The sequence below is a fragment of the Cyanobium sp. ATX-6F1 genome, assembly GCF_047395825.1.
In the GTDB taxonomy this organism is placed as follows: Bacteria; Cyanobacteriota; Cyanobacteriia; order PCC-6307; family Cyanobiaceae; genus ATX-6F1.
Window position 1 is genome coordinate 80,883 of sequence record NZ_JBCEBF010000002.1, and the last position, 19,625, is coordinate 100,507.

The 19,625-nt window shown below is 68.9% G+C and carries 18 protein-coding genes and 5 pseudogenes; 7 read left to right on the forward strand and 16 right to left on the reverse strand.

Annotated elements, in window-relative coordinates; translation table 11 throughout:
* Positions 1 to 30 precede the first annotated feature (30 nt).
* The 5 genes and pseudogenes from AAF143_RS10160 to AAF143_RS10180 form a co-directional block, all read right to left on the reverse strand.
* Positions 31 to 132 (reverse strand): annotated as a pseudogene (locus tag AAF143_RS10160) (SulP family inorganic anion transporter); the annotation flags it as partial.
* Positions 133 to 486: 354 nt separating this feature from the next.
* Positions 487 to 1,694 (reverse strand): annotated as a pseudogene (gltS, locus tag AAF143_RS10165) (sodium/glutamate symporter).
* Position 1,695: 1 nt separating this feature from the next.
* A pseudogene (gene lipA / locus AAF143_RS10170) lies at positions 1,696 to 2,611 on the reverse strand (lipoyl synthase).
* 19 nt (positions 2,612 to 2,630) lie between these two features.
* Positions 2,631 to 3,203 (reverse strand): recombination mediator RecR, encoded by a 573-nt coding sequence (recR, locus tag AAF143_RS10175; protein ID WP_409995672.1) that lies wholly within the window; start codon positions 3,201 to 3,203, stop codon positions 2,631 to 2,633.
* A gap of 62 nt (positions 3,204 to 3,265) precedes the next feature.
* Positions 3,266 to 4,018 carry a pentapeptide repeat-containing protein gene (locus tag AAF143_RS10180; protein WP_255010491.1) on the reverse strand — a complete coding sequence of 251 codons (753 nt, stop codon included), beginning with the start codon at positions 4,016 to 4,018 and terminating at the stop codon, positions 3,266 to 3,268.
* A 107-nt stretch (positions 4,019 to 4,125) separates the two neighbouring features.
* Between AAF143_RS10180 and psbP the strand changes: the two genes are divergently transcribed.
* The 5 genes from psbP to AAF143_RS10205 all read left to right on the forward strand — a co-directional run bounded on the left by psbP (position 4,126) and on the right by AAF143_RS10205 (position 6,544).
* Positions 4,126 to 4,704, forward strand: coding sequence for a photosystem II reaction center PsbP (gene psbP, locus AAF143_RS10185; RefSeq protein WP_255010577.1), 579 nt, complete (start codon positions 4,126 to 4,128; stop codon positions 4,702 to 4,704).
* A 12-nt stretch (positions 4,705 to 4,716) separates the two neighbouring features.
* Complete coding sequence (locus tag AAF143_RS10190) at positions 4,717 to 5,523, forward strand: FAD-dependent oxidoreductase (RefSeq protein WP_414027050.1); 807 nt, start codon at positions 4,717 to 4,719, stop codon at positions 5,521 to 5,523.
* An 89-nt stretch (positions 5,524 to 5,612) separates the two neighbouring features.
* Positions 5,613 to 5,753, forward strand: a complete 141-nt coding sequence (locus tag AAF143_RS10195; protein ID WP_414026972.1) for a hypothetical protein — start codon at positions 5,613 to 5,615, stop codon at positions 5,751 to 5,753.
* 317 nt (positions 5,754 to 6,070) lie between these two features.
* Positions 6,071 to 6,298: an MgtC/SapB family protein gene (locus tag AAF143_RS10200; protein WP_414026973.1), complete on the forward strand. Its 228-nt coding sequence runs from the start codon at positions 6,071 to 6,073 to the stop codon at positions 6,296 to 6,298.
* 3 nt (positions 6,299 to 6,301) lie between these two features.
* On the forward strand, positions 6,302 to 6,544 hold the full coding sequence (locus tag AAF143_RS10205; protein ID WP_255010495.1) for a DUF6737 family protein: 243 nt from the start codon (positions 6,302 to 6,304) through the stop codon (positions 6,542 to 6,544).
* Here AAF143_RS10205 and AAF143_RS10210 read toward each other — a convergent pair.
* Positions 6,526 to 7,449 (reverse strand): LCP family protein, encoded by a 924-nt coding sequence (locus AAF143_RS10210; RefSeq protein ID WP_409995668.1) that lies wholly within the window; start codon positions 7,447 to 7,449, stop codon positions 6,526 to 6,528. The genes AAF143_RS10205 and AAF143_RS10210 overlap by 19 nt on opposite strands.
* Positions 7,450 to 7,556: 107 nt before the next feature.
* Positions 7,557 to 9,376, reverse strand: a pseudogene (locus AAF143_RS10215) (ABC transporter ATP-binding protein).
* 236 nt (positions 9,377 to 9,612) lie between these two features.
* On the opposite strand from AAF143_RS10215, the gene AAF143_RS10220 reads away from it, so the two are divergent.
* Positions 9,613 to 9,813, forward strand: coding sequence for a hypothetical protein (locus tag AAF143_RS10220; RefSeq protein WP_255010501.1), 201 nt, complete (start codon positions 9,613 to 9,615; stop codon positions 9,811 to 9,813).
* Here the strand turns inward: AAF143_RS10220 and AAF143_RS10225 are convergent.
* Positions 9,810 to 10,283, reverse strand: coding sequence for an RNA recognition motif domain-containing protein (locus tag AAF143_RS10225; RefSeq protein WP_414026974.1), 474 nt, complete (start codon positions 10,281 to 10,283; stop codon positions 9,810 to 9,812). The two genes, AAF143_RS10220 and AAF143_RS10225, sit on opposite strands and share 4 nt — an antisense overlap.
* A 250-nt stretch (positions 10,284 to 10,533) precedes the next feature.
* Here AAF143_RS10225 and AAF143_RS10230 point away from each other — a divergent pair, with 250 nt between their 5' ends.
* Positions 10,534 to 10,734, forward strand: a complete 201-nt coding sequence (locus tag AAF143_RS10230; RefSeq protein ID WP_255010506.1) for a hypothetical protein — start codon at positions 10,534 to 10,536, stop codon at positions 10,732 to 10,734.
* Between the two features lie 49 nt (positions 10,735 to 10,783).
* Here AAF143_RS10230 and AAF143_RS10235 read toward each other — a convergent pair whose 3' ends face one another.
* The 8 genes and pseudogenes from AAF143_RS10235 to AAF143_RS10270 form a co-directional block, all read right to left on the reverse strand.
* Positions 10,784 to 11,074 carry a hypothetical protein gene (locus AAF143_RS10235; protein ID WP_255010512.1) on the reverse strand — a complete coding sequence of 97 codons (291 nt, stop codon included), beginning with the start codon at positions 11,072 to 11,074 and terminating at the stop codon, positions 10,784 to 10,786.
* Between the two features lie 5 nt (positions 11,075 to 11,079).
* A pseudogene (locus AAF143_RS10240) lies at positions 11,080 to 12,990 on the reverse strand (DEAD/DEAH box helicase).
* A 207-nt stretch (positions 12,991 to 13,197) separates the two neighbouring features.
* On the reverse strand, positions 13,198 to 13,533 hold the full coding sequence (locus tag AAF143_RS10245; protein WP_255010537.1) for a phosphomannose isomerase type II C-terminal cupin domain: 336 nt from the start codon (positions 13,531 to 13,533) through the stop codon (positions 13,198 to 13,200).
* A 564-nt stretch (positions 13,534 to 14,097) separates the two neighbouring features.
* Positions 14,098 to 14,271, reverse strand: a complete 174-nt coding sequence (locus AAF143_RS10250; protein WP_414026975.1) for a C-terminal helicase domain-containing protein — start codon at positions 14,269 to 14,271, stop codon at positions 14,098 to 14,100.
* A gap of 41 nt (positions 14,272 to 14,312) precedes the next feature.
* A complete protein-coding gene (locus tag AAF143_RS10255; protein WP_414026976.1) occupies positions 14,313 to 15,521 on the reverse strand; it encodes an AAA family ATPase in 1,209 nt (402 codons plus the stop codon).
* On the reverse strand, positions 15,464 to 15,688 hold the full coding sequence (locus AAF143_RS10260) for a hypothetical protein (RefSeq protein ID WP_414026977.1): 225 nt from the start codon (positions 15,686 to 15,688) through the stop codon (positions 15,464 to 15,466). Before AAF143_RS10260 ends, AAF143_RS10255 begins: the two co-directional genes overlap by 58 nt.
* Positions 15,689 to 15,779: 91 nt before the next feature.
* Positions 15,780 to 17,954 carry a 3'-5' exonuclease gene (locus tag AAF143_RS10265; protein WP_414026978.1) on the reverse strand — a complete coding sequence of 725 codons (2,175 nt, stop codon included), beginning with the start codon at positions 17,952 to 17,954 and terminating at the stop codon, positions 15,780 to 15,782.
* Positions 17,915 to 19,582, reverse strand: a complete 1,668-nt coding sequence (locus AAF143_RS10270) for a UvrD-helicase domain-containing protein (protein ID WP_414026979.1) — start codon at positions 19,580 to 19,582, stop codon at positions 17,915 to 17,917. The genes AAF143_RS10265 and AAF143_RS10270 overlap by 40 nt, the downstream gene beginning before the upstream one ends.
* Positions 19,583 to 19,625: the final 43 nt, after the last annotated feature.

Sequence of the window (19,625 nt, forward strand, 5' to 3'; positions counted from 1 at the left end):
CACGGCCGTGGTCGATTCCGGACCCACCGAGAGCTGAGGCGAGGAACCGATCAGGGCATAGAGGAGCATCGGCGGCAAAATCGCCCACAGACCGGCCACCGGCGCCACACCGGCCAGCTCCGCATAGGCCATGCACTGGGGAATCAGGTAGGCCGCCACGGTGAGGCCGGCCAGCAGATCGCCCCGCCACCACTCCGGCCGGTAGAGCTTCCATTGGTTCAGGCCCGGGAGCAGGGCGATCAGGGTTCCGGCACCCGTTCCAGTGGCGGTGGCGGTGCCGGTTCCCCCTGAACCTTCCCCTGCTGCACCATGGCCGGCTCACCGTCGAATCTTCAGGACCTGCCGGTTCCCATGAACCGTTGCCGCCCAAGGCCTTCCAGCGCCAGCAGGCAGCTGAATGACGCCGGAGCCTGGGTTCAGCCTGGCCCTGGAAACCTCCAGCGGCAAGACCCGTTGGCATGTCGTCATGGCCAGCTCAACAGGCCGTCAGCCGAACAGGTTCAAGAACCGCTGGATCACGACCGCGTTGATGATGTCGACGAAAAAGCCCGACACCAGTGGCACGACGATGAAGGCCAGTTGGGCGGCGCCGTAGCGCTTCGCCACCGCCGTCATGTTGGCGATCGCCGTCGGGGTGGCCCCCAACGCGACGCCGCCGAACCCCGAGCAGATCACCGCCGCCTCGTAGTCGCGGCCCATCAGCTGAAACACCACGAACAGGGCGAACAGAAAGGCCACCACGAACTGGGCCACCAGAATCGCCAGGATCGGACCCGCCAGCTCGGCGATGGTCCACAGCTGCAGGCTCATCAGCGACATCGTCAGGAAGATCCCGAGCGCCACCTCGCTGACCAGGGCCAGCGATGCTGATTGCGCTGGCCAGGGGATGGTCGGGGCCAGGCGCGGCACGGTGTTGGTGATCAGGATCGCCCCGAACAGGCAACAGACGAAGCGCGGCAGGTTGCTGCCGGCGGCCTGCAGCAACTCGTAAATCAGCTCGCCTACCGCCAGGCTCATATTCAGCCAGAACAAGGTCTGCAGGAAGGAAAAGCCGTCGATGCCACGGGCCTGGGCGCCCGCGTCCCCCTGGCGCTCCTTTTCTTCCCTGGCGCTGCCCCGGGGTTCAAGCCTGTGGCGCCCGATCAGGATCTTGGCGATCGGACCGCCCATCAGCGAGGCCAGCACCAAACCGAGGGTGGCGCAGGCGATCGCAATCTCCAGCGCGTTGGGGATGCCGTGGGATTCAGCGAAGCGGGGCGCCCAGGCGATGGCCGTGCCGTGCCCCCCAGCAGCGACACAGAGCCCCCCAGCAGCCCCACCAGGGGATTGAGCCCCAGCAGGCTGGCCACGCCGAGGCCCGTGAGGTTCTGCAGGATCATGTAGCCGGTGGTGAGGGCCACCAGCAGCGCCAACGGACGACCGCCCGAGCGCAGGGTGCCGAAGTCGGCATTGAGGCCGATGGCGGCAAAGAAATAGAGCAGCAGGAAATCGCGGGTGGCGAGGTTGAAACTCACCTCCAGCCCCCAGATCCCATGCACCAGCGCCAGCAGCACACACACCAGCAGACCGCTGCTCACGGGCTCGGGGATGTTGTACGCCGAGAGCAAGGCCACGCGCCGGTTGAGCCATTGGCCCGCCGCCAGCACCACGATCGCGACGTTGAGGGTGGCAAAGCTCGCCAGTTGAACGCCCATCTCAGGACTCTGCTCCGGCGTGGTAACTGCTGCGCACCAGCGGGCCACTGCGCACCTGGGCGAAGCCCAGCTCCCGGGCGATCGCCCCCAGCCGCTCGAAGTCGGCGGGTTCCCAGTAGCACTGCACTGGCAGGTGGGCCAGCGAGGGCCGCAGGTACTGGCCGAGGGTGAGGCGCTGGCAATCCACGGCGCGCAGATCCTCCAGGGCCTCCACCAGCTCCGCAAAGGTCTCCCCCAGCCCCAGCATCAGCCCCGATTTGGTCGGAATCTGCGGCGTCAGCTCCCGGGCCGCCGCCAGCAGCCCAAGGGAACGCGCGTAGGTGGCGCCGCGGCGCACCTCTCCCTGCAGCCGGCGCACGGTTTCCAGATTGTGGTTGAAGCACACCGGCCTTGCGGCCAACACCGCTCCCAGCCGTTGCCGTTGGGCCGCCAACCCCTCCGCCTCGCTCCGGTGCCCCCCAGAAATCGGGGGTGAGCACTTCGATCGCCACCAGCGGGTTGCGGCGGCGGATCGCCGCCATGGTGGCGGTGAACAGGCCGGCGCCATGGTCAGCGAGATCATCGCGGGCGACGGCGGTGAGCACCACGTAACGCAGCCCCATCTGCTCCACCGCCTCGGCCACGCGCTCGGCCTCGCCGGCATCGAAGGGCGCCGGCGCCTGTCCCTTGTCCACCTGGCAGAAGGCGCAGCTGCGCGTGCAGATCGGTCCCCCCAGCAGAAAGGTGGCCGTCCCGGCGGCGTAGCACTCAGCGCGGTTGGGGCAGCGGCCCTCCTCGCAGATGGTGTGCAGCCGCTGGCCCTTGACGATCCCCTGCACCTTCTCCAGCTGGGAGGCGTTGCCGATCGGCTGGCGCAGCCACTCCGGCAGCCGCTCGGCCGGGGGGATGGTGCTGTAGCGGGAGGAGCGTGGGGCCATGGCTGGTTCGGGAAGGGAGCTACTCATCCATGCGCCGGCGCCCCTCCAGGGCCCGGGCCAGGGTGACCTCGTCGGCGAACTCCAGTTCGCCGCCCACCGGCAGGCCGTAGGCGATGCGGCTCACCAGGGTGAAGGGCCGCAGCAGCCGCGCCAGATAGAGGCTGGTGGTGTCGCCTTCGACGCTGGGGGTGAGGGCCAGGATCACCTCGCTGATGCCATCGCGATCGACGCGCTCCACCAATGGGGTCACGTGCAACAACTCCGGGCCCACCCCATCCATCGGTGAGATCAGGCCGCCAAGCACGTGGTAGCCGCCCTTGAACTCACGCGTGCGCTCCAGGGCGAGCAGGTCGCGGGAATCGGCCACCACGCAGAGCACCCCTGTGCGGCGCTCCTCATTGCGGCAGATCTCGCAGAGGGATTCGGCCGAAAGGTGGAAGCAACGCTGGCACTGGCCCACCTGGGTGCGGGCCGCCATCAGGGCATCGGCAAAGCTGCGGATCTGCTCCTCCGGCTGGCGCAGCACGTGCAGGGCCAGCCGCTGGGCCGTGCGCGGCCCGATCCCGGGAAGTCGCTCGAACTGGTCGATCAGGCGGGCCAGGGGCCGGGTGAAGCCGCTCAGGAGCCTGGGGCAACTGGGCGGAATCTAGGCGCTCAGCCCAGGGCGTGGTCCCCGAGGGCCGCCCCTTCGAGCCGGGTGCCACTGAGCCGAGCTCCTTCGGTGCTGGCTCCAGTGAGAGCGGCGCCCCGCAGGTCCGCCTCGCTCAGGTCAGCGCCGCGGAGGCTCGCTCCCCGCAGGTCGGCATGGCGCAGGTTGGCGTGGCTGAGGTCGGCCTCGCTGAGGTCGGCGCCACGCAGATCGGCATCCTCAAAGCAGGCATGGCGCAGGCTGGCGCGGCTCAGGTTCACCTCCCGCCAGCGGCCGCCGGCCGCCTGAAGGTCATCCAGGTGGGTGCGGCTCAGGTCGAGACCATCCAGCCAGAGGCCGCCCTCGCTGAGCCGCTCCAGGGCACTGTTGCGGGCATAGCTGAGCTTGGCGCCGGCCTGCTGGAAGGTGAGGATCACCTCCAGGGCCTCCTGGTTCTCACGCTGACGCCGCTTGCTGCCCTCCAGCACATAGAGGAAAGCCGCGGTGACGATGCTCAGCGATTCCATGTTGCTGACGCTGATGATGCCGCCGGCATCGCGCAGGACGCAGGCCGCGCTGACGCCGTGATCCCGGCACTGCTCCCAGCGATTGACGGCGCCGAGTAGCAGGATCGCCGAGCCGACGGCCACCAGCAGTCGGAAACCGAACGAGCGATCCAGCAAGCGGTAAAACCATCGCTGCTGCTTTTCGCGCTGGATCTGGGCCCAGCTCCTGCGCAGCTGGGGGCGAGGGCCTGGGGTGACTGGGCTGGCGGTCATCGGTGGCGCTGCGTTGATGGAAACCCCATGCTGGGCGGGCCGGGCCCTGCGGTCACCCATCGCACCCGGGCTGGAGAATGGCGAAAGCCCTGCCGCCCCTGATCGCCATGGACCCTTTCCGTCATCACCTGCCCGGCGAGCTTCGGGCCCGGCTCTCGGGTTGGCTGCTGCCCCTGCTGCTGGCCCTGGTGCTGGTGGGCTGCAGCGCCTCGGCGGCGGGGCTGAATGCCTACCGCAGCCCCGATGGCCGCTATGCCTTCCTCTACCCCACCGGTTGGACCCGGGTTCAGGTGAGTGGCGGCCCCCAGGTGGTCTTCCACGACCTGATCCACACCGACGAGACCCTGAGTCTGCTGGTGGCCCCGGTGACCCCCGCCATCGAGGCGGCAGCCGAGGCCGGCGCCCGGGCGGTGGGTGAGCGCCTGATCAGCACGGCGATCGCCCCGGCGGGCAGTGACCGCAGCGCCGAGCTGGTGAACGCCCGGGAGCGGCAGCAGGAGGGCCGCACCTTCTACGACCTGGAATACACGGTGCAGCTGAGCGACCGCCAGCGCCACGAGCTGGCCACGGTGGTGGCCGACCGTGGCCGCCTCTACACCCTGTCCACCAGCACCAACGAGCTGCGTTGGGGCAAGGTCGAGGGGCTGTTCGAGCAGGTGATCGGCTCGTTCAACCTCACCAGCTGAGCCTTGGCGGACGTGCTCGTGATCGGTGGCGGCCTGGCCGGCGGCCTGCTGGCCCTGGCCCTGGCCGAGCGCGGCGCCGCCGTGACCGTTCTGAGCGGCCCGGGCCCCTGGGCGACGGACCTGAGTTATGGCGGTGTGCCCTGGTGGGCAGGCCCCCCAGGGCCGATTGGAGCGCTGATGGCCACCGCCCCGGACTGTTGGCAGGCCCTGGAGCGGCGCCACGGCCCCCTGGGCTGGTGCCCCTGCGCACTGCTGCTCCATGGCCCGGGCGGCAGCCTGGAGCGGCACCCCTACGCCCGGCTCGATGGCGAGCACTTCGCCCGCGCCCTGCCGGCGGCCCTGGAGCGGGCGGGGGTGACAACGCACAGCGGCCGGGCCACGGGCCTGCGGCCCAAGGCCGGCGGCGGCTGGGAGGTGACGCTGGCAGGACCTGCACCCCGCGAAGCAGGCAGCCTGAACGCCGATCAGGTCGTGCTGGCGGCGGGGGCGGGCAACCTGGCGCTCTGGCCAGCCCTGGCCGGCAGGCTGCTGGTGAGCTGGGCCGGGGTGCTGCAGGCCGATCGATTGCCGCCGGCGGCGGCGCTCCCCTGGCACGGCGCCTCAGGCCCAGAAACCGACGCGATCGTGATGCCCCTGGTGGGCCAGCGCCAGGCCCTGGAAGCCCGCGCCCCCACGCTCACGGCCGAGGAATGGGTGGTGGATGCGGGCCTGGCCCCCGGGGCGAAGGCCTGTTGCTGGGGCAGACCACCCTGGTGCGGCCGGGCGGTGGGCTGGGGAGCCTCCGGAGCCCACACCGCTGGAGGCCGCCCTGCGCGCTGAGCTGGCCCGGTATTGGCCCGCTCTGGCCGCCCTGCCGGCTCGCTTCCTGCAGGTGCCCGTGAGCTTCCACCGCCTCGGGGCGGCCCTTGGTGGAACCCATCCCAGGCAGCCCGGGGCTGTGGGTGTTCAGCGGCTTCAGCGGCCCCTTTGCACTGGTGCCGCCCCTGGCGCCCCTGTTGGCCGCGGCCCTCGGCGGCGACACCCAGGCCCTGACCACCCTGACCCGCTGACAGCTGGGCTATTTGGATCAAGGGTATGGCGATCCCCTGCCGTTCAAGGTCGCAGCGCTCACGAAGATGGGGAGCTCATACCGTTCGCCCAAGGCACCCTGAGCCCGTGAAGCCATGCCGATGAGCACCGAACTGGACGCCCTGCTGCGCATGGGCCTGGCGGTGGCCTGCGGCCTGGCCGTGGGGCTCAACCGCGCCCACACCCCCACCCACCGCACCAACCGCCTGCGTGTGCATGCGCTGGTGGGGCTGAGCGCCTGCCTGATGGTGCTGGCTGCCGGACACGATCTGCAGGCCCGCAGCCATGCGATCCAGGGGTGGCCACCGGCGTGGGCTTCCTGGGCGCCGGCGAGATCCTGGTGGAGCCCCGCAGCGACCGGGCCGGCAACGTGCAGGTGCGCGGACTCACCAGCGCCGCCTCGATCTGGTTCACCGCCGCCCTCGGCGTCACCGTGGCGGCCTCCACGCCGATCCTGGCGGCGGCGGCGCTGGGGCTGGCCCTGATCACCCTCTACGTCACCGAGAATGGCTCCAGTCAGCCCTGAGCGATGAGCGTCGAACCGACCGCGGCAGCCAGCCCAGGTGAATCTGCTTCCTTCTGGCAACTCAAACCCTGGTGGTGCCAGCCCTGGTCGATCCTGCTCACCGGCGTGGTGGCGATGCTCGGCAGCTGGCTGTTGCTGCAGCGCTGGTGGATCACCGCTCCGCTCAGCTTGGCGGTACTGCTCTGGTGGCTGCTGTTCCTGGTGCTGGTGCCCGCGAGCTACGCCGATCAGAACAAGAACTTGTAGCGATTGGAGCCATCGCCACCGGAACCGCCGCTGGCGGCCTCAGGAGCGCTTTCTGCCTTGGGCCAATCCGCTTCCCAGTAGCTGATGCCGTCACGATCGAAGGGCCGCCCTCCCAGGCGCTTGGTGTCCAGATGGGTGGTGGCCATGGAGGTGACCAGGCCGCCGATTTCCATCGGCCCGAGATCGGTTTTGAGGTCCTTGCCGGCCGAGCCGATCAGGCTGGGGAGCTGCAGCAGGTTCTCCGGCCGGATGAGCTTGCTGAACAGGGCATTGAGCAGCAACTTCTGACGTTCAAGGCGGCCGATGTCGCCCTCCTCATCGTGACGGAAGCGAATGAAACCCTCGAGATCGCGCCCCTTGAGGGTCTGCAGACCCGGCTTGAGATCGATGTAGAGCCCCTGGCTGTTGTCGGTGTAGTACATGCGCTTGGGCACATTCACCTCCAGCCCCCCGAGTTGGTCGCCGAGGCGGCGAATCGCCGAGAGGTTCACCACCATGTGGTGCTCGATCGGCCGGCCCACCTGGCGGGAGAGTTCCCGCTTCACCGCCTCCGTTCCCCCGAGGCTGTAGAGGGCGTTCGCCTTGAGCGGCCCGAAACCATTGGAGTCGATGTAGGTGTCCCGGGGCACCTGGGTGAGGCTGGTGACCCCGTTGTGCACCTTCACCAGGTACATCACATCGGTGTTGCCGCCGCCCACGTCGGTGCCCAGCACCACCAGCTCCTGATCCCCCAGGCCCGTCCAGGCGGCGAAGGGGTTAGCGAGGGCTTGGTTCTTGGTCAGCAGATCTCCCTTGAGCCAACCCGCCAATGGGCCCGCCAGCACCAGACCACCGCCGAGCCCCACGGCCGTGGCCAGCAGCACCGGAGCCCAGCTGCTGCGCTTTTTCAAGGCAGAACTTTTCATGATCTGAACTTATTTCATCCCTCTGGCCCCTCTCTTCCATCCCGGTTAAGTCCTAAGCCAGTTCGGGTTCTGACCTTTCCCCTGGCCCGCCCCCGATCCAGGGCTCGTCATGGCTGCAGAGCTTCATCCTGGCGCAGCCCCGCCTGCACCCGCCAGAGGTTGGTGTAGGCCCCGCCCCGGGCCAGCAGGTCGTCATGGTGACCGCTTTCGACGATGCGGCCCTGCTCCATTACCACGATCCGGTCAGCGTGGCGCACCGTGCTCAGGCGGTGGGCGATCACCAAGGTGGTGCGCTCGGCCGTGATCAGATCGAGGGAGCGCTGAATCGCCGCTTCGGTCTCGTTGTCGACCGCGGCGGTGGCCTCATCGAGGATCAGCACCGGTGGATTCTTGAGGATCGCCCGGGCCAGGGCGATGCGCTGGCGCTGGCCGCCGGAGAGGCGCTGGCCCCGTTCCCCCACCACCGTGTCGAGGCCCTCGGGGAGGGCGGCAATGAACGCCGAGGCCTCGGCCAACTCCGCCGCCCGCTCGATCGCCGCACGGCTGGCCCCGAAACTGCCATAGGCGATGTTCTCGGCCACGCTGCCGTGGAACAGGAACACCTCCTGGCTCACCAGGCCGATGGCGCGGCGCAGGTCGGCCAGCTTCAGCTCACCGATGGGGATCCCATCGAGCAGGATCTGACCCCGGTCGATGGCGTAGAGGCGCAGCAGCAGCTTCACGATCGTGCTCTTGCCCGAACCGGTGGACCCCACGATCCCCAGGGTGGTGCCGGCGGGCACCAGCAGATCAAAGCCTTCGAGCAACGGCGCGCGGCCCTCGTAGGCGAAATTCACCCCCTGAAACTCCAGGCGCCCGGCCACCCGATGGGGCTCCAGTGCGCGCTGGCCGCCGGGAATGGCGATCGGGGTTTCGAGCAGGTCGAGCACCCGGTTGGTGGAGGCCATCGCCCGCTGGTAGTCATCGAGGGTGCGGCCCAAGGTGGTGAGGGGCCACAGCAAGCGCTGGGTGATGAAGACCAGAAAGCTGTAGGTGCCCACGGCAATCAGCCCACGCCAGGCCTGCAGCCCGCCGATCACCAGAATCGCCAGGAAGGCGAACAGCACCGCAAAGCGAATCAGGGGAATGAAGGCCGCCGAGAGGCGAATCGCCCGGCGGTTGCTGAGCCGGTAGGCCTCACTGTCGAGCCTTAGACGTTCCTTTTCCCAGTCCTCGGCGGCAAAGCTCTTGATCGTGAGCATGCCGCCAAGGTTGTTCGCCAGTCGGCTGGAGAGGTCGCCGGCCCGCTCGCGCACATCCTGGTAGAGGGGGCCAGGCGTTTTTGAAACACCAGCGAACCCCAGAGAATCACCGGGATCGGCAGGAAGGCCACCCCGGCCACCCCCGGTGAGAGCACCACCATGGCGCCGCCCACGGCCAGCACGGTGGTGATCAGCTGCAGGATCTCGTTGGCGCCGTGATCGAGGAAGCGCTCGAGCTGGTTGATGTCGTCGCCCAGGATCGTCATCAGGCGACCGCTGCTGCCCGCCTCGAAGAAGGCCATCTCCAGATGCTGCAGATGGTCGTAGGCCTCCAGGCGCAATTCGTGCTGCACGGTCTGGGCCAGGTTGCGCCAGAGCACCCCGTAGAGGTATTCGAACAGCGACTCGGCGCTCCAGATCGCGAACGAGAGCACCGCCAGCACGGTCAGCTGGCCAGGCACGCTGGCGACGCCGAACTGGGCCAGCCAGGACTGCTGTTGCTTGACCACCACATCCACCGCCAGGCCGATCAGCACCGGTGGCGCCAGGTCGAACAGCTTGTTGAGCACCGAACAAGAGGCCGCCAGGGCCACCCAGCGCCGGTGGGGACGAAGGGTGATCAGCAGCCGCTTCAGCGCTGGCCGCGACGAGCGTGGCTGGGGGTCGGGATCGGATCGGCGGACCATGGGGCGCGGCTGCAGAACGCCATTCAAAAGGCCAGCCCCGAAGGACGGGCCCCTGGTGTCTCCGAGCGAGCGGGCTGCTGCAGAGACCTGGCGTGTTCGCAGGGTGCCGCCTGCGTCACGCTGCGCGCCCTGCCCATGAGTTCCATCGCTGCTTCGGTGGCAAAGCACACCAAGCGGGCCTTGGCGATTTCAGTCGGTTGCCTTAGACCGGAAGTGTCTCCACCAAGGAGGTTCCCATGACCCGATCGAGAGCGTTCCATCGCTTCCATCGCTGGACAGCCAAAATCCGCCGCCGTCACCTGCGCGCTGCCCTGCCCGAGCCCCGGGAAGGGGAACTGGCCCTGCTCAAGCCCGGGGCCGATCTGCGCCACCACGACTGGGAACGGGATCAACGGGCCGATCTGATCGAGACCGAGGAGAAGCTCAGCCTCGCCTAGGGACGCCTCAGCAGCACAGCTTCCTCTCCAGGTGGAACCATCCGTGGCATGGCCTGAGCTGAGCTGGTGCTGCTGGCTCCAGGCGGTTCACCAGCGGTTACCGCCACCACCGCCGTAGCCGCCACCACCGCCACCGCCGCCTCCTCCGCCTCCGTAGCCGCCGGCACCAGCGCCGCCGCCACCGCCGTAACCACCACGGCCGCCGCCGCCTCCACCGCCTCCGGTGCGCTCACGGGGGTGGCCTTGTTGACGCGGATCATCCGCCCCATCCACTCCACATCCTGGAGGTCGTCAATGGCTTTTTGCTCTTCGGCATCACTTGCCAACTCGACGAAGGCGAAACCGCGCTTGCGGCCGGTTTCGCGGTCGAGGGGAAGGCTGCATTGACGGACTTCGCCGTATTGGCCGAAAAGATCGACCAGATCCTCCTGTTCAGCCTGGAACGAGAGGTTGCCTACGTAAATGGTCATTCCTTGATGGGAACCTGGAACTGATTCGCTGATGCTGGGGTTCCTCAAGGAAAGCCCGTCGGAAGTCCTTACCGAGCAAGCCGATTGGAGCCTGAAAGCCTGTGAATCGGCAGCAACTTTACAGGGTCAGCGCTGGGCGTCCCAAGCGGTCTGGAGCGCCTGGATGGGGGCCCCGAGAAAAGACCACGAAGCCGGCATTCGAAAATCGAGCCAATCATTGTTAGGATTTCAACACTGTGCTCCCGGAGTGATGGCTGCCCCCGTTCCCTGGAGTCTGGCCTGGAGCAACGACGGCGAACTCGCCCCCCAGGACCGTTTCGACCTGTTCCAGAGCCTGGTCGCGACCGAGTCGGAGTCCTCTCAGTCCACGTTGATCGCCATGATCGAGCGGATGCCCCTTGATCAGGTGTCGATGCTCTCCACAGGCGATGTGACGGGCCTCTGCGCCTGAGGCGCCGAGGCGCTTTTCATCCAGCTGAGACGCCTTGCCCTGCAGGGCCTCAGCTGAACTTGAAGCGGCTGCTGGCGAGCTTGGTGCAGGTGGCCTGGGCATCGCTCAGGCTGGCGTTCTGGCTCACCTGATCCACGAAACAGGTGCAGGCATAGGAGGCCATGCCGGCCGGGGGCTCCTTGCCGGAGGCACTCACCACAGCTGAGAAACCGGCCAGGCAGAGCTGGTTGATGGTCTCAGTGGCGCTGGCGGCAGCCGGCAGGGGCATGGAGCCGAACAGGCCGGCCCCAAACACCGCCAGGGTGGTCTTCAAGGTCCAGGAAAGGGTCGGCCGTGTCATGGGGTTCACACAGGGGAACGGGTGATCTGGAGCTCCTTGTTCATCACCTTCAGGCGCTTGAGCGACTGAAACACGTCATCGGGCATGCCCGTGGGCAGGTCGATGGTGCTGTGGGTGTCGAAGATCTGAATCCGACCGATCGAGCGGCCGGCCAATCCGGCTTCGTTGGCGATGGCCCCGACGATGTTGCCGGGCTTGACCCGATCGCGCCAGCCCACCTCGATGCGGAAACGGTCCATGTTCTCCTCGCTGGGGCCGTCGCCACCCTCAGCACGCTGGGGGAAGCGACCACCCACCGAGCGGGCCGGGCGTTCGCCGCGGCGATCGAGCCCGCCGGCGGAGGGACGGTCCCGGTCCCGGGGGAGGCCATGGACTGGCGCAGCCAGTTCTCATCACCGTGAACCAGCAGGGGACCCTGGCCCACCGCCAGTTGCAGGGCCGCCAGGGCCAGTTGGTCGGGGCTGGCGTTGATCTCCTGGGCGACCCGCTGCAGGATTTCCGCCAGCAGGGCCCGCTCTTCTTCGCTGGAGCTCGGTTCCTGAACGGTGGTGGTCAACTTCTGGCGCAGGCGATCGAGCCGGCTCTGGTTGATGGTGGCGTTGCTGGGCACCTCCATGGGCTCAATCGGGCGCCCGACGGCGCGCTCGAGGCCACCGAGGAAACGGCGCTCACGGGGGTCAGAAACAGGATGGCGTTACCGCTGCGGCCCGCCCGGCCGGTGCGGCCAATGCGGTGCACATAGGCCTCGCTGTCGAAGGGGATGTCGTAGTTGATCACCAGGCTGATGCGCTCGACATCGAGCCCACGGGCGGCCACGTCGGTAGCAACCAGCACGTCGACCTTGCCGTTGCGCAGGCGATCGATCGTGCGCTCCCGCTGGGTCTGGGGCACATCGCCATTGAGCACCGCCACGTCGTAGCCGCTCTGCTCAAGGGATTCGGCCACCGTGAGGGTGATCGCCTTGGTGCGGGCAAAGATGATCACGCCTTCGCTGGTTTCGGCCTCGAGCACACGGCTGAGGGCTTCCAGCTTGTGGGGCGCATTCACCATCAGGTAACGCTGGCGGATGCGGCTGGCGTCGTCGCCCTTCTGGCGAATGGTGACTTCGGCTGGATCGTTCAGATACTTCTGGGAGATGCGCCGGATCTCCGAGGGCATCGTGGCCGAGAACAGCACCACCTGGCGCTGCTCGGGCAGCTGGGTGAGCACCCATTCGACGTCGTCGATGAAGCCCATGCGCAACATCTCATCGGCCTCATCGAGCACCAATGTCTTGAGGCCGGACAGATCGAGGGTGCCCTGGCGCATGTGGTCCATCACCCGGCCAGGGGTGCCCACCACCACCTGCACGCCCCGCTTGAGACGGGCGATCTGGTCGCGGAAATCAGCGCCGCCGTAGATCGGCAGGACGCGGATGTGGGGCAGGTTGACGGCGAAGCTGTTGAAGGCTTCGGCCACCTGCAGGGCTAGCTCGCGGGTGGGGGTCAGCACCAGCACCTGGGGGTGCGTTGGTGCAGATCCATGCGGGCCAGCATCGGCAGGGCGAAGGCCGCCGTCTTGCCGGTGCCGGTCTGGGCCTGGCCCACCAGATCACGGCCCAGCATCAGCTCGGGGATGGCGGCTTGCTGGATCGGGGTTGGCTCCTTGTAGCCAAGGCTGGCGACGGCCTGGAGCACCTCGGGCACAAAGCCGAAGGAGGCAAAGCCATTGGAGCTGTCGCTGGAGGCTTCAGGGATGGTGCTGGCTGGGGTGTTGAGGGTTGTAGTCGCCGCGGCAGCGTTGGCGCCGCCATCGCTTGGATCGAGCGGGCCGATCAAGGTGGTGTCGAGTTCGGCGGCGCTGGTGGTCGCGGGAAGTTCAGCCGCGCTGAGATCAACCGTGCAGCCGAAGCTTTCGCACGCAGGGGTGTTAGTCACGTATTCGTTAAAGGGCCTTGGCCTGGATGTCCTTCAATGCAGGCCGGCAGTCACACGCTGAATCCCAAGATGGGAATTCCAAGAAAAACGGCTTGCCCTTAATCAAAGGGTGAAATTCCACCTTAACACCCGGGCTCACCTTTGCCCAGGCGCTCCGATCGAGGCTCCCTTGGGTTCGAGGGAAAACCAACCACTCCCCAGCGCCCGTCAGCGTCCGTAGTCATCGGAGACCCGCTCGATGTCGTCTTCCCGCAGTGTTGCTCCGAGCTGCACTTCGACGATCAGCAGATCCTCATCTGCGGCGCTGGCCCGGTGCAGGCTTCCCAGCGGCACCTGGAACGTGCTGCCCACGGCGCAGGCCTGGCGGCTGCCGTCCAGCTCCAGCCAACCGCTGCCCGCCACCACCACCCAGTGCTCGTCGCGGTGGTGGTGGCGCTGCAGGCTGATGCGCTGGCCAGCGCGGATCAACAGGCGCTTGACCAGATAGCCAGGGCCTTCGCCCAGGGGCTCGAACCAACCCCAGGGGCGCTCTTCCCGCGTCATCGCCGACATCGCTCGGGCTGGGCCATGTTGGCGTGGCCCAGCGGGGTTAGGGATGAACGGATCCAACTGGGACCCTGATGCGGAAGGCTGGGATCACAATCCCACCGGCACCTCGTTCAGCTCAGCCCGCCAATCGCCCTCGGTGCTGGGTGTGGTGATTGCGGCAAGAATCGATGAACCTGACCTTGTTGCCACCCTCCAGCCCCCGTTCGTCTTCAGACCATCAAGGGGGCGAGGGTGAAATGTTTCATCAGAGACGCCTGGGGCCGGGTGTTCCAGGTGGCTGCCCTATTTCACCTTCGGGGCACCTCGCTGACATCCATCAAGATGCCGGGTCATCGATGCAGAAGGTGGTTCCGGATGGAACCCAAGGGCGCACGTCAGGGGAGACTATTGGAGCAGGGTCTCTGATGGAAACGACGCCAGCAAGGCTGGCCTCGACCGGGGTTTGGGGTGAACCTCCCTCCGGTGATTGAAGTATGGGTTGGCCGCCAGAGACACTTCCATTCCGTTCACTTTTCGTTGGCATGTTGCGCTTCATAGGCCTCTGTGTTCGCGGCTTCATCAAGCAGACCTGCCAAGCCCCAGCCAGCTGGGACTTGGCGGCGTGATCAGCAGGGCCCGCCCGCGGGCGCGGGTCAGACCGGTGTAAAGCAGCCGTGGATCCCAGCGCACCGACTCCGGCACCAGCAGCAACACCTCGCCGTACTGGCTGCCCTGGGACTTGTGGATCGTCAACGCCAGGGCCGGTTCCGCACCGGGCAGCCGATCGGGATGGATCAGCCGATGCCCCCCTGGGCCGCTGGGGCGGCGAACAGCACCTGACGCTCTCCGGCCCAGTCCACCACCACCCCCACATCGCCGTTGGCCAGCCCCTGCTCCGGCAGGTTGCGCTGGCAGAGCAGCGGCGTACCGATCGGCCAGAACCGCGGCGGCTGGCTGGCCAGCTCACCGAGCAGGGCGCGATGGATCGCTTCGACGCCCCAGGGGCCCCCGCGCACGGGGGTGAGCAGCACGCAGGCCTCCAACTCCTCAAGCAAGGGCTCCACTTGAGCCTCCTTACCCTCGAGCTGGCTCGCCAACTGGCCCAGGCGACGTAGGTGGCGCTCCAGGCGCTGGCGCAGAACCGGAGGCAGCCGCCCTGGAGCGGCGCTCTGCCATTGAAGGTTGGCCCCTTCGCCAAGCCCCTCTAGGGCTCGCCTCAGCGCCACTGGATCATGGTCACCCCGCTCCGCACCACGCAGGACGGCCGCCACCTCCGCCAGGGCCCCGTTGTTGCGGTAGATGGTGATCAGTTCGACGGCGGCGGTCCCCAGGGCCCGGAGGTTGCCCGGCCGGTGCAGTTCAAGCAGCACTGGCCCAAGGCCCACGGGCGGCAGCTGGGCCGGGTCCCCCACCAGCAGCAACCGCGCCGGGTCCGGCAGGGCCTCCAGCAGGGCCTGCATCAAGGGCAGATCCACCATCGACAGCTCATCCACCACCAACAGATCAAGGGCGAGGGGATGGCGGCGGTTCCGGCGGAATGTGTCACCGGTGCTCTCGAGCAACCGGTGCAAGGTGGTGCAGGGTGCCTCGGCCAGCCGGGCGGCGATGGGGGCCGGCACGCGCCCAAGGCCCTCGCCGATCGCCGCCTTGAGCCGGGCCGCCGCCTTGCCGGTGGGGGCCGCCAGGTGCAGACGCAGGCCAGGTAAGGGACCCTCGGCGTCCTGCTCCAGGGCCGCCGCCAGCATCTGCACCACGGTGCTGGTCTTGCCCGTGCCGGGGCCGCCCCCCAGCAGCACCAGTCCATGGCCCAGCAGGGCCGCCACCGCCTGTCGCTGGCGCGGATCGAGGGCGCCACGGCTGCCCGCCCGGTCCACGGCTGCGGCGATCAGCTCCGGCCCCGGTGCCTGCGGCCAGGGGCGGTTGGCCCGCTCGATCAAACGGCCGATCACCTGCTCCTGCAGCTCGTACCAGCGGCGCCAGGCGAGCTGGTCGCCCCGCAGCACCAGGGGAGACTCGGGGAGATCGCGCGCCAGGGGGAGGCGGCCAGGGCCCGGCGGTGGCCGTCGGGCCAGGCCTCGGCCGAGAGGCCCTCCGGGGCAGGGCCCATCAACGCGAGCGCCAACTCACCCCGCTCCATGGCGCGGGTCAGGGCCGTGATCGCCTCGGCCACCAGCGGATCGGGGGCTGCCCCAACCAGCCGCGGCAGCGCCTCGGCCAGGGCCTGGCCCAGGGCCCCAAGCCAGGGGCCTCGCCGGCGAGGCTCATGGCAGGCCCTCCCGCAGCAGCTGGTCCAGTGCCAGGGTGCGCTCCAGCGGCGGCTGATCCACCAGCATCCCCGGCACGGGATCGGCCGCGGTGGGGCCCGGCACCCCACGCAGGAACACGTAGACGTAGCCGCCCAGATCGCGTTCGGGCCGGTAGCCCGGCAGGCGCCAGCGCAGGTAGCGGTGCAGGGCCACCAGGTAAAGGTGCGCCTGCAGCGGGTAGTGGTGATGAAGCATCTGCTCCTCCATCGCCGCCACCGTGTAGTGGGCCGGCCCGCAGGCCAGCGGACGGTTCTCGCCGTCGCGCAGCCCCAGCCAGTTGCTCTTCCAATCGGCCACCCACCAACGGGGGTGGCCCTGGGGATCAGGGGCCGTGAACACCAGATCGATCGAACCGGTGAGAAAACCGCGGCTGGCCACATCCAGCTGGGCGAGCTGCCTGGCGTAGGCCGCTCCGAAGCGGCCGCCGGGGTGGTGGGCGAACACCTCGGCCAGGCCGCGGGCCCGCACCAGCCGTTGGGGCCCAGGCGGGAGCCGCTGGCCCTCGCCCAGCGGTACCGCCAGGGGCAGATCGAAGCTGAGTTCGTTGAGGCTCAGGCTCCGCGGCAGATCGGCCAGGGCAAAGCCCCCCAGGGCGCCGCCCATGGGGGTGTGCCGCAGCCAGTCGAGGCCCTCCAGCACCGCCTCCAACTGCTCGATGGGCAGGCCGGCCCGCCGCAGCTCCCGGCCCACCAGCAGGCGCTGGTCGTCACTGCCGGCGGGCTGTTGATGGTCGATCTGCTCAAGAATGCGGTGCAGACAATCGCCGGCGGCGGCGCCGCGGGGGAACGCCGCCAGGGGGCCGCGATCGGGCCAGGCCTCGGGCGCTCCGGGGGCAGCCGTGGCCTCGGAGGCAGCCAGCCCGGTCACCCCCTCTGGCGCCCCTTCTGCCGCCCCATCCGTTTCCCGCCCCTCCTCCAGGGCGATCGGCCCAAGTCCCTCGGCGGCGGCCTGGGTCCAGCTGGAGTAACTGCTGCGGCCCCAGCGACGATCGAGGGGGCGAAGGGGCACCGGGCCGCACTCCAGCACCCCCTCAGGCGCCGGAGCCTGCCAGCGATCGGCGGGTGCCCCTGGGGCCGGCAGCTCGAACGGCTCGATCAACTGGAGCGGCAGGCCCGAGGCCTCCAGCCGTTGCTCCAGCCCCTCCCGCCAGCTGGCAACAGTTGGGGCGCTGCCGAAGCGCTGCTCACCGAACAGCCAGCTGCGCAGGGGGTCGGAGTCGGGTTCCCCGGCGGCAGCCCAGACCAGCACCAACAGGTCACGGGCCCGGGTGGCGGCCACATAAGTGAGGCGTTCCAGCTCCTGGACCTCGGCGGCACGGGCCTGGGCCCTGGCGGCCAACCCCTCGGCCCACTGGTGGTTGAGGTGCAGATCCCAGCGGGGAGCGACGCTGTCCGTCGGCGTCCAGCGCCGCCCCAGACCTTGCTTCGGTCGCTTCGAAAGCCCCCGCCAGAGGCTGGGAGCGATCACCACCGGGTACTCCAGGCCCTTGCTGCTGTGAATGGTCACCACGGCCACGGCGGAGCCCAGCGCATCGCTGTAGCGCTGATGGGCTTCGGGCACGGGGCGGACCGGCTCCAGCCGCTGGCGCCGCAGCCAGTCGGCGGCGGCGGCCGCCCCCAGGCCCTCCCGGTGCATCTGTTCCTGCAGCAACCGGGCCACCTGCTGGAGATCAGCGAGCAGGCCACCGGCGAGGGACAGCCCCGCCAGCTCGGCACTGCCCAGCAGCTGGCCCAGCACCGCCAGCAGCCCGTCACGCTCCAGGGCCGCGGCCAGCTGGCCCACCCTGGCGCCGAGGCGATCAAGGGCGCGCGGATCAGGATCCGCCAGCTCCGCGGGGCTCCAACCCAGCAGCGGCGAAGCCGCCAGCAGCCGCAGGGCCGAACCCCTGCCGGGATCCGCCAGGGCCTCCAGCAACCGCTGTAGCACGGTGGCCCCGTCGCTGGCGAACACACTCCCCTGGCTGATCAGCCGACTGGCGATGCCCCGGCGCTCCAGCGCCTGGCGCAGGGCCTCCGCTTCCCGGTGCTTGTTCACCAGCAGGGCGATGTCGGCGGGAGCGAGGGGGCGGCTGGTGTCGCCTTCGCGCAGGATCAGACCGCGACGCAGCAGATCGAGCACCAGCTGGGCCACCTGGGCCGGGAGGATGGCATCGATCTCCCCCAGGGTTCCCGACTCGGCCAGGCTGCATTCCCCCGCCAGCCAGAGCAGCTGCAGAGGAGACTCCCCGGCGGCAGCTCCAGGGCATGGCTGGCGGCCTTGGCGGGGTTGGCCCGCACCTGGGGCACAGGCAACTCACTCCGGATCAGCCCTGCCGGCGGCATCAGGCCATTGAGACAGGTGATCAGGGCCTCGCTGGAGCGGAAGTTCTCGTTCAGTTCAGTGATCGAATCGACGCGTTTCCGGGCAGCGCGGTATGTGTCCAGGTCGCCGCCGCGGAAGCGGTAGATCGCCTGTTTGGGGTCGCCCACCATCAGCAGCAGGTGCTCCGGGCCGGTGAAGGCGCGCTGGAGGATGCGCCACTGGATCGGATCGGTGTCCTGGAACTCATCCACCAGGGCCACCCGGTAGCGGCGCCCCAGTGCCTCCAGCAACTCAGCGTGGTCGGTGCCCTCCGGGCCGGGGTCCAGCCCCTCCAGCAACTGGGCATATCCCAGGCGGCCACTGCTCTGGCGCCGGCGGGCCAGCTCCGAGCGGCCCCCATGGGCGGCATGGAGCAGCAGCGCTTCGGCCGGCCCCTCCACCAGATCGGCGATCGCTCGCAGCAGCGGCGCCTCCGGCAGGGAGGGATCCTCTTCACCCGCCCTGCGGGCCGCGGCGCTGAAGGGGCCGGGGTGGAAGTAGTCGCGCAGTTCTTTCTGCTCAAGCAGGGCGGCATAGGAGCCTTGCTTCGGCTGGGTCTCCAGCCAGCCCGTCATCAGGCCGATCCGATCCTTGGTGGGCTTGGGGACATAGGGCTTTGGATCAGCGCCTTCCGACCTCCATTGGGCCGCAGACGACTTGAAGGATTCTTCGAGGCCTTCAGCCCGCTCCGCCCACAGCGCCTGAAAACGATTCCAGCGCTCCTCCCAGAGGGCCACCAGCTGGGGGGCCAGGGGCTCGCTGGGATCGAGGCCCTGGGGCAGGGGATCCAGCTCCAGGGACGGATCGCTCTCCAGCTGGGCAAGCTGATCCTCCAGCGCCCCGGGCGTCACCCCGAGGGAAAGGACCCCCTTCAGCAGCTCCACGGGCAGGGCCACCACCTGGGCCTGCCAGTAGTCATGGGCCACCTGGCGCACGAGGGTGCGCGCCTCCGGATCGATCTCCAGATCGGGAGCCAGGCCGGCCTCGAGGGCCTGGCGGCGCAGGCTGCGCTGGCCGAAGCCGTGCAGGGTGGTGATGTCGGCGCGATCGAGGTCATCGAGGGCCAGCAGCAGCCGGCCCATCAGCTGGCGACGGCCGGCGCGATCGACCGGTTGACGCGCGAACCAGCGCTCCAACACTGGATCGGGAAAGGTGGGCAGCGCCTGCTGCGCCGGCTCCAGCGCCGTGAGCGCCTGCTGCAACCTCCGGCCGATGCGATCGCGCAGTTCGGCGGCGGCGGCGTTGGTGAAGGTGACCACCAGCAGCTCAGCTAGAGGCAGGCCGCGCTCCAGCACCAACCGCAGCACCAGGTGCGCCAGGGCGAAGGTCTTGCCGGTGCCGGCGCTGGCCTCCAGCAGCCGCACCCCGGGTTCAAGGCTGAAGACGTCGGCATCGAAGACACCCGCCGGAGCGCTCATCGCCCTCTCTCCTTGCCCGCTTTTCCCTTGCCCGCTTTCGCCT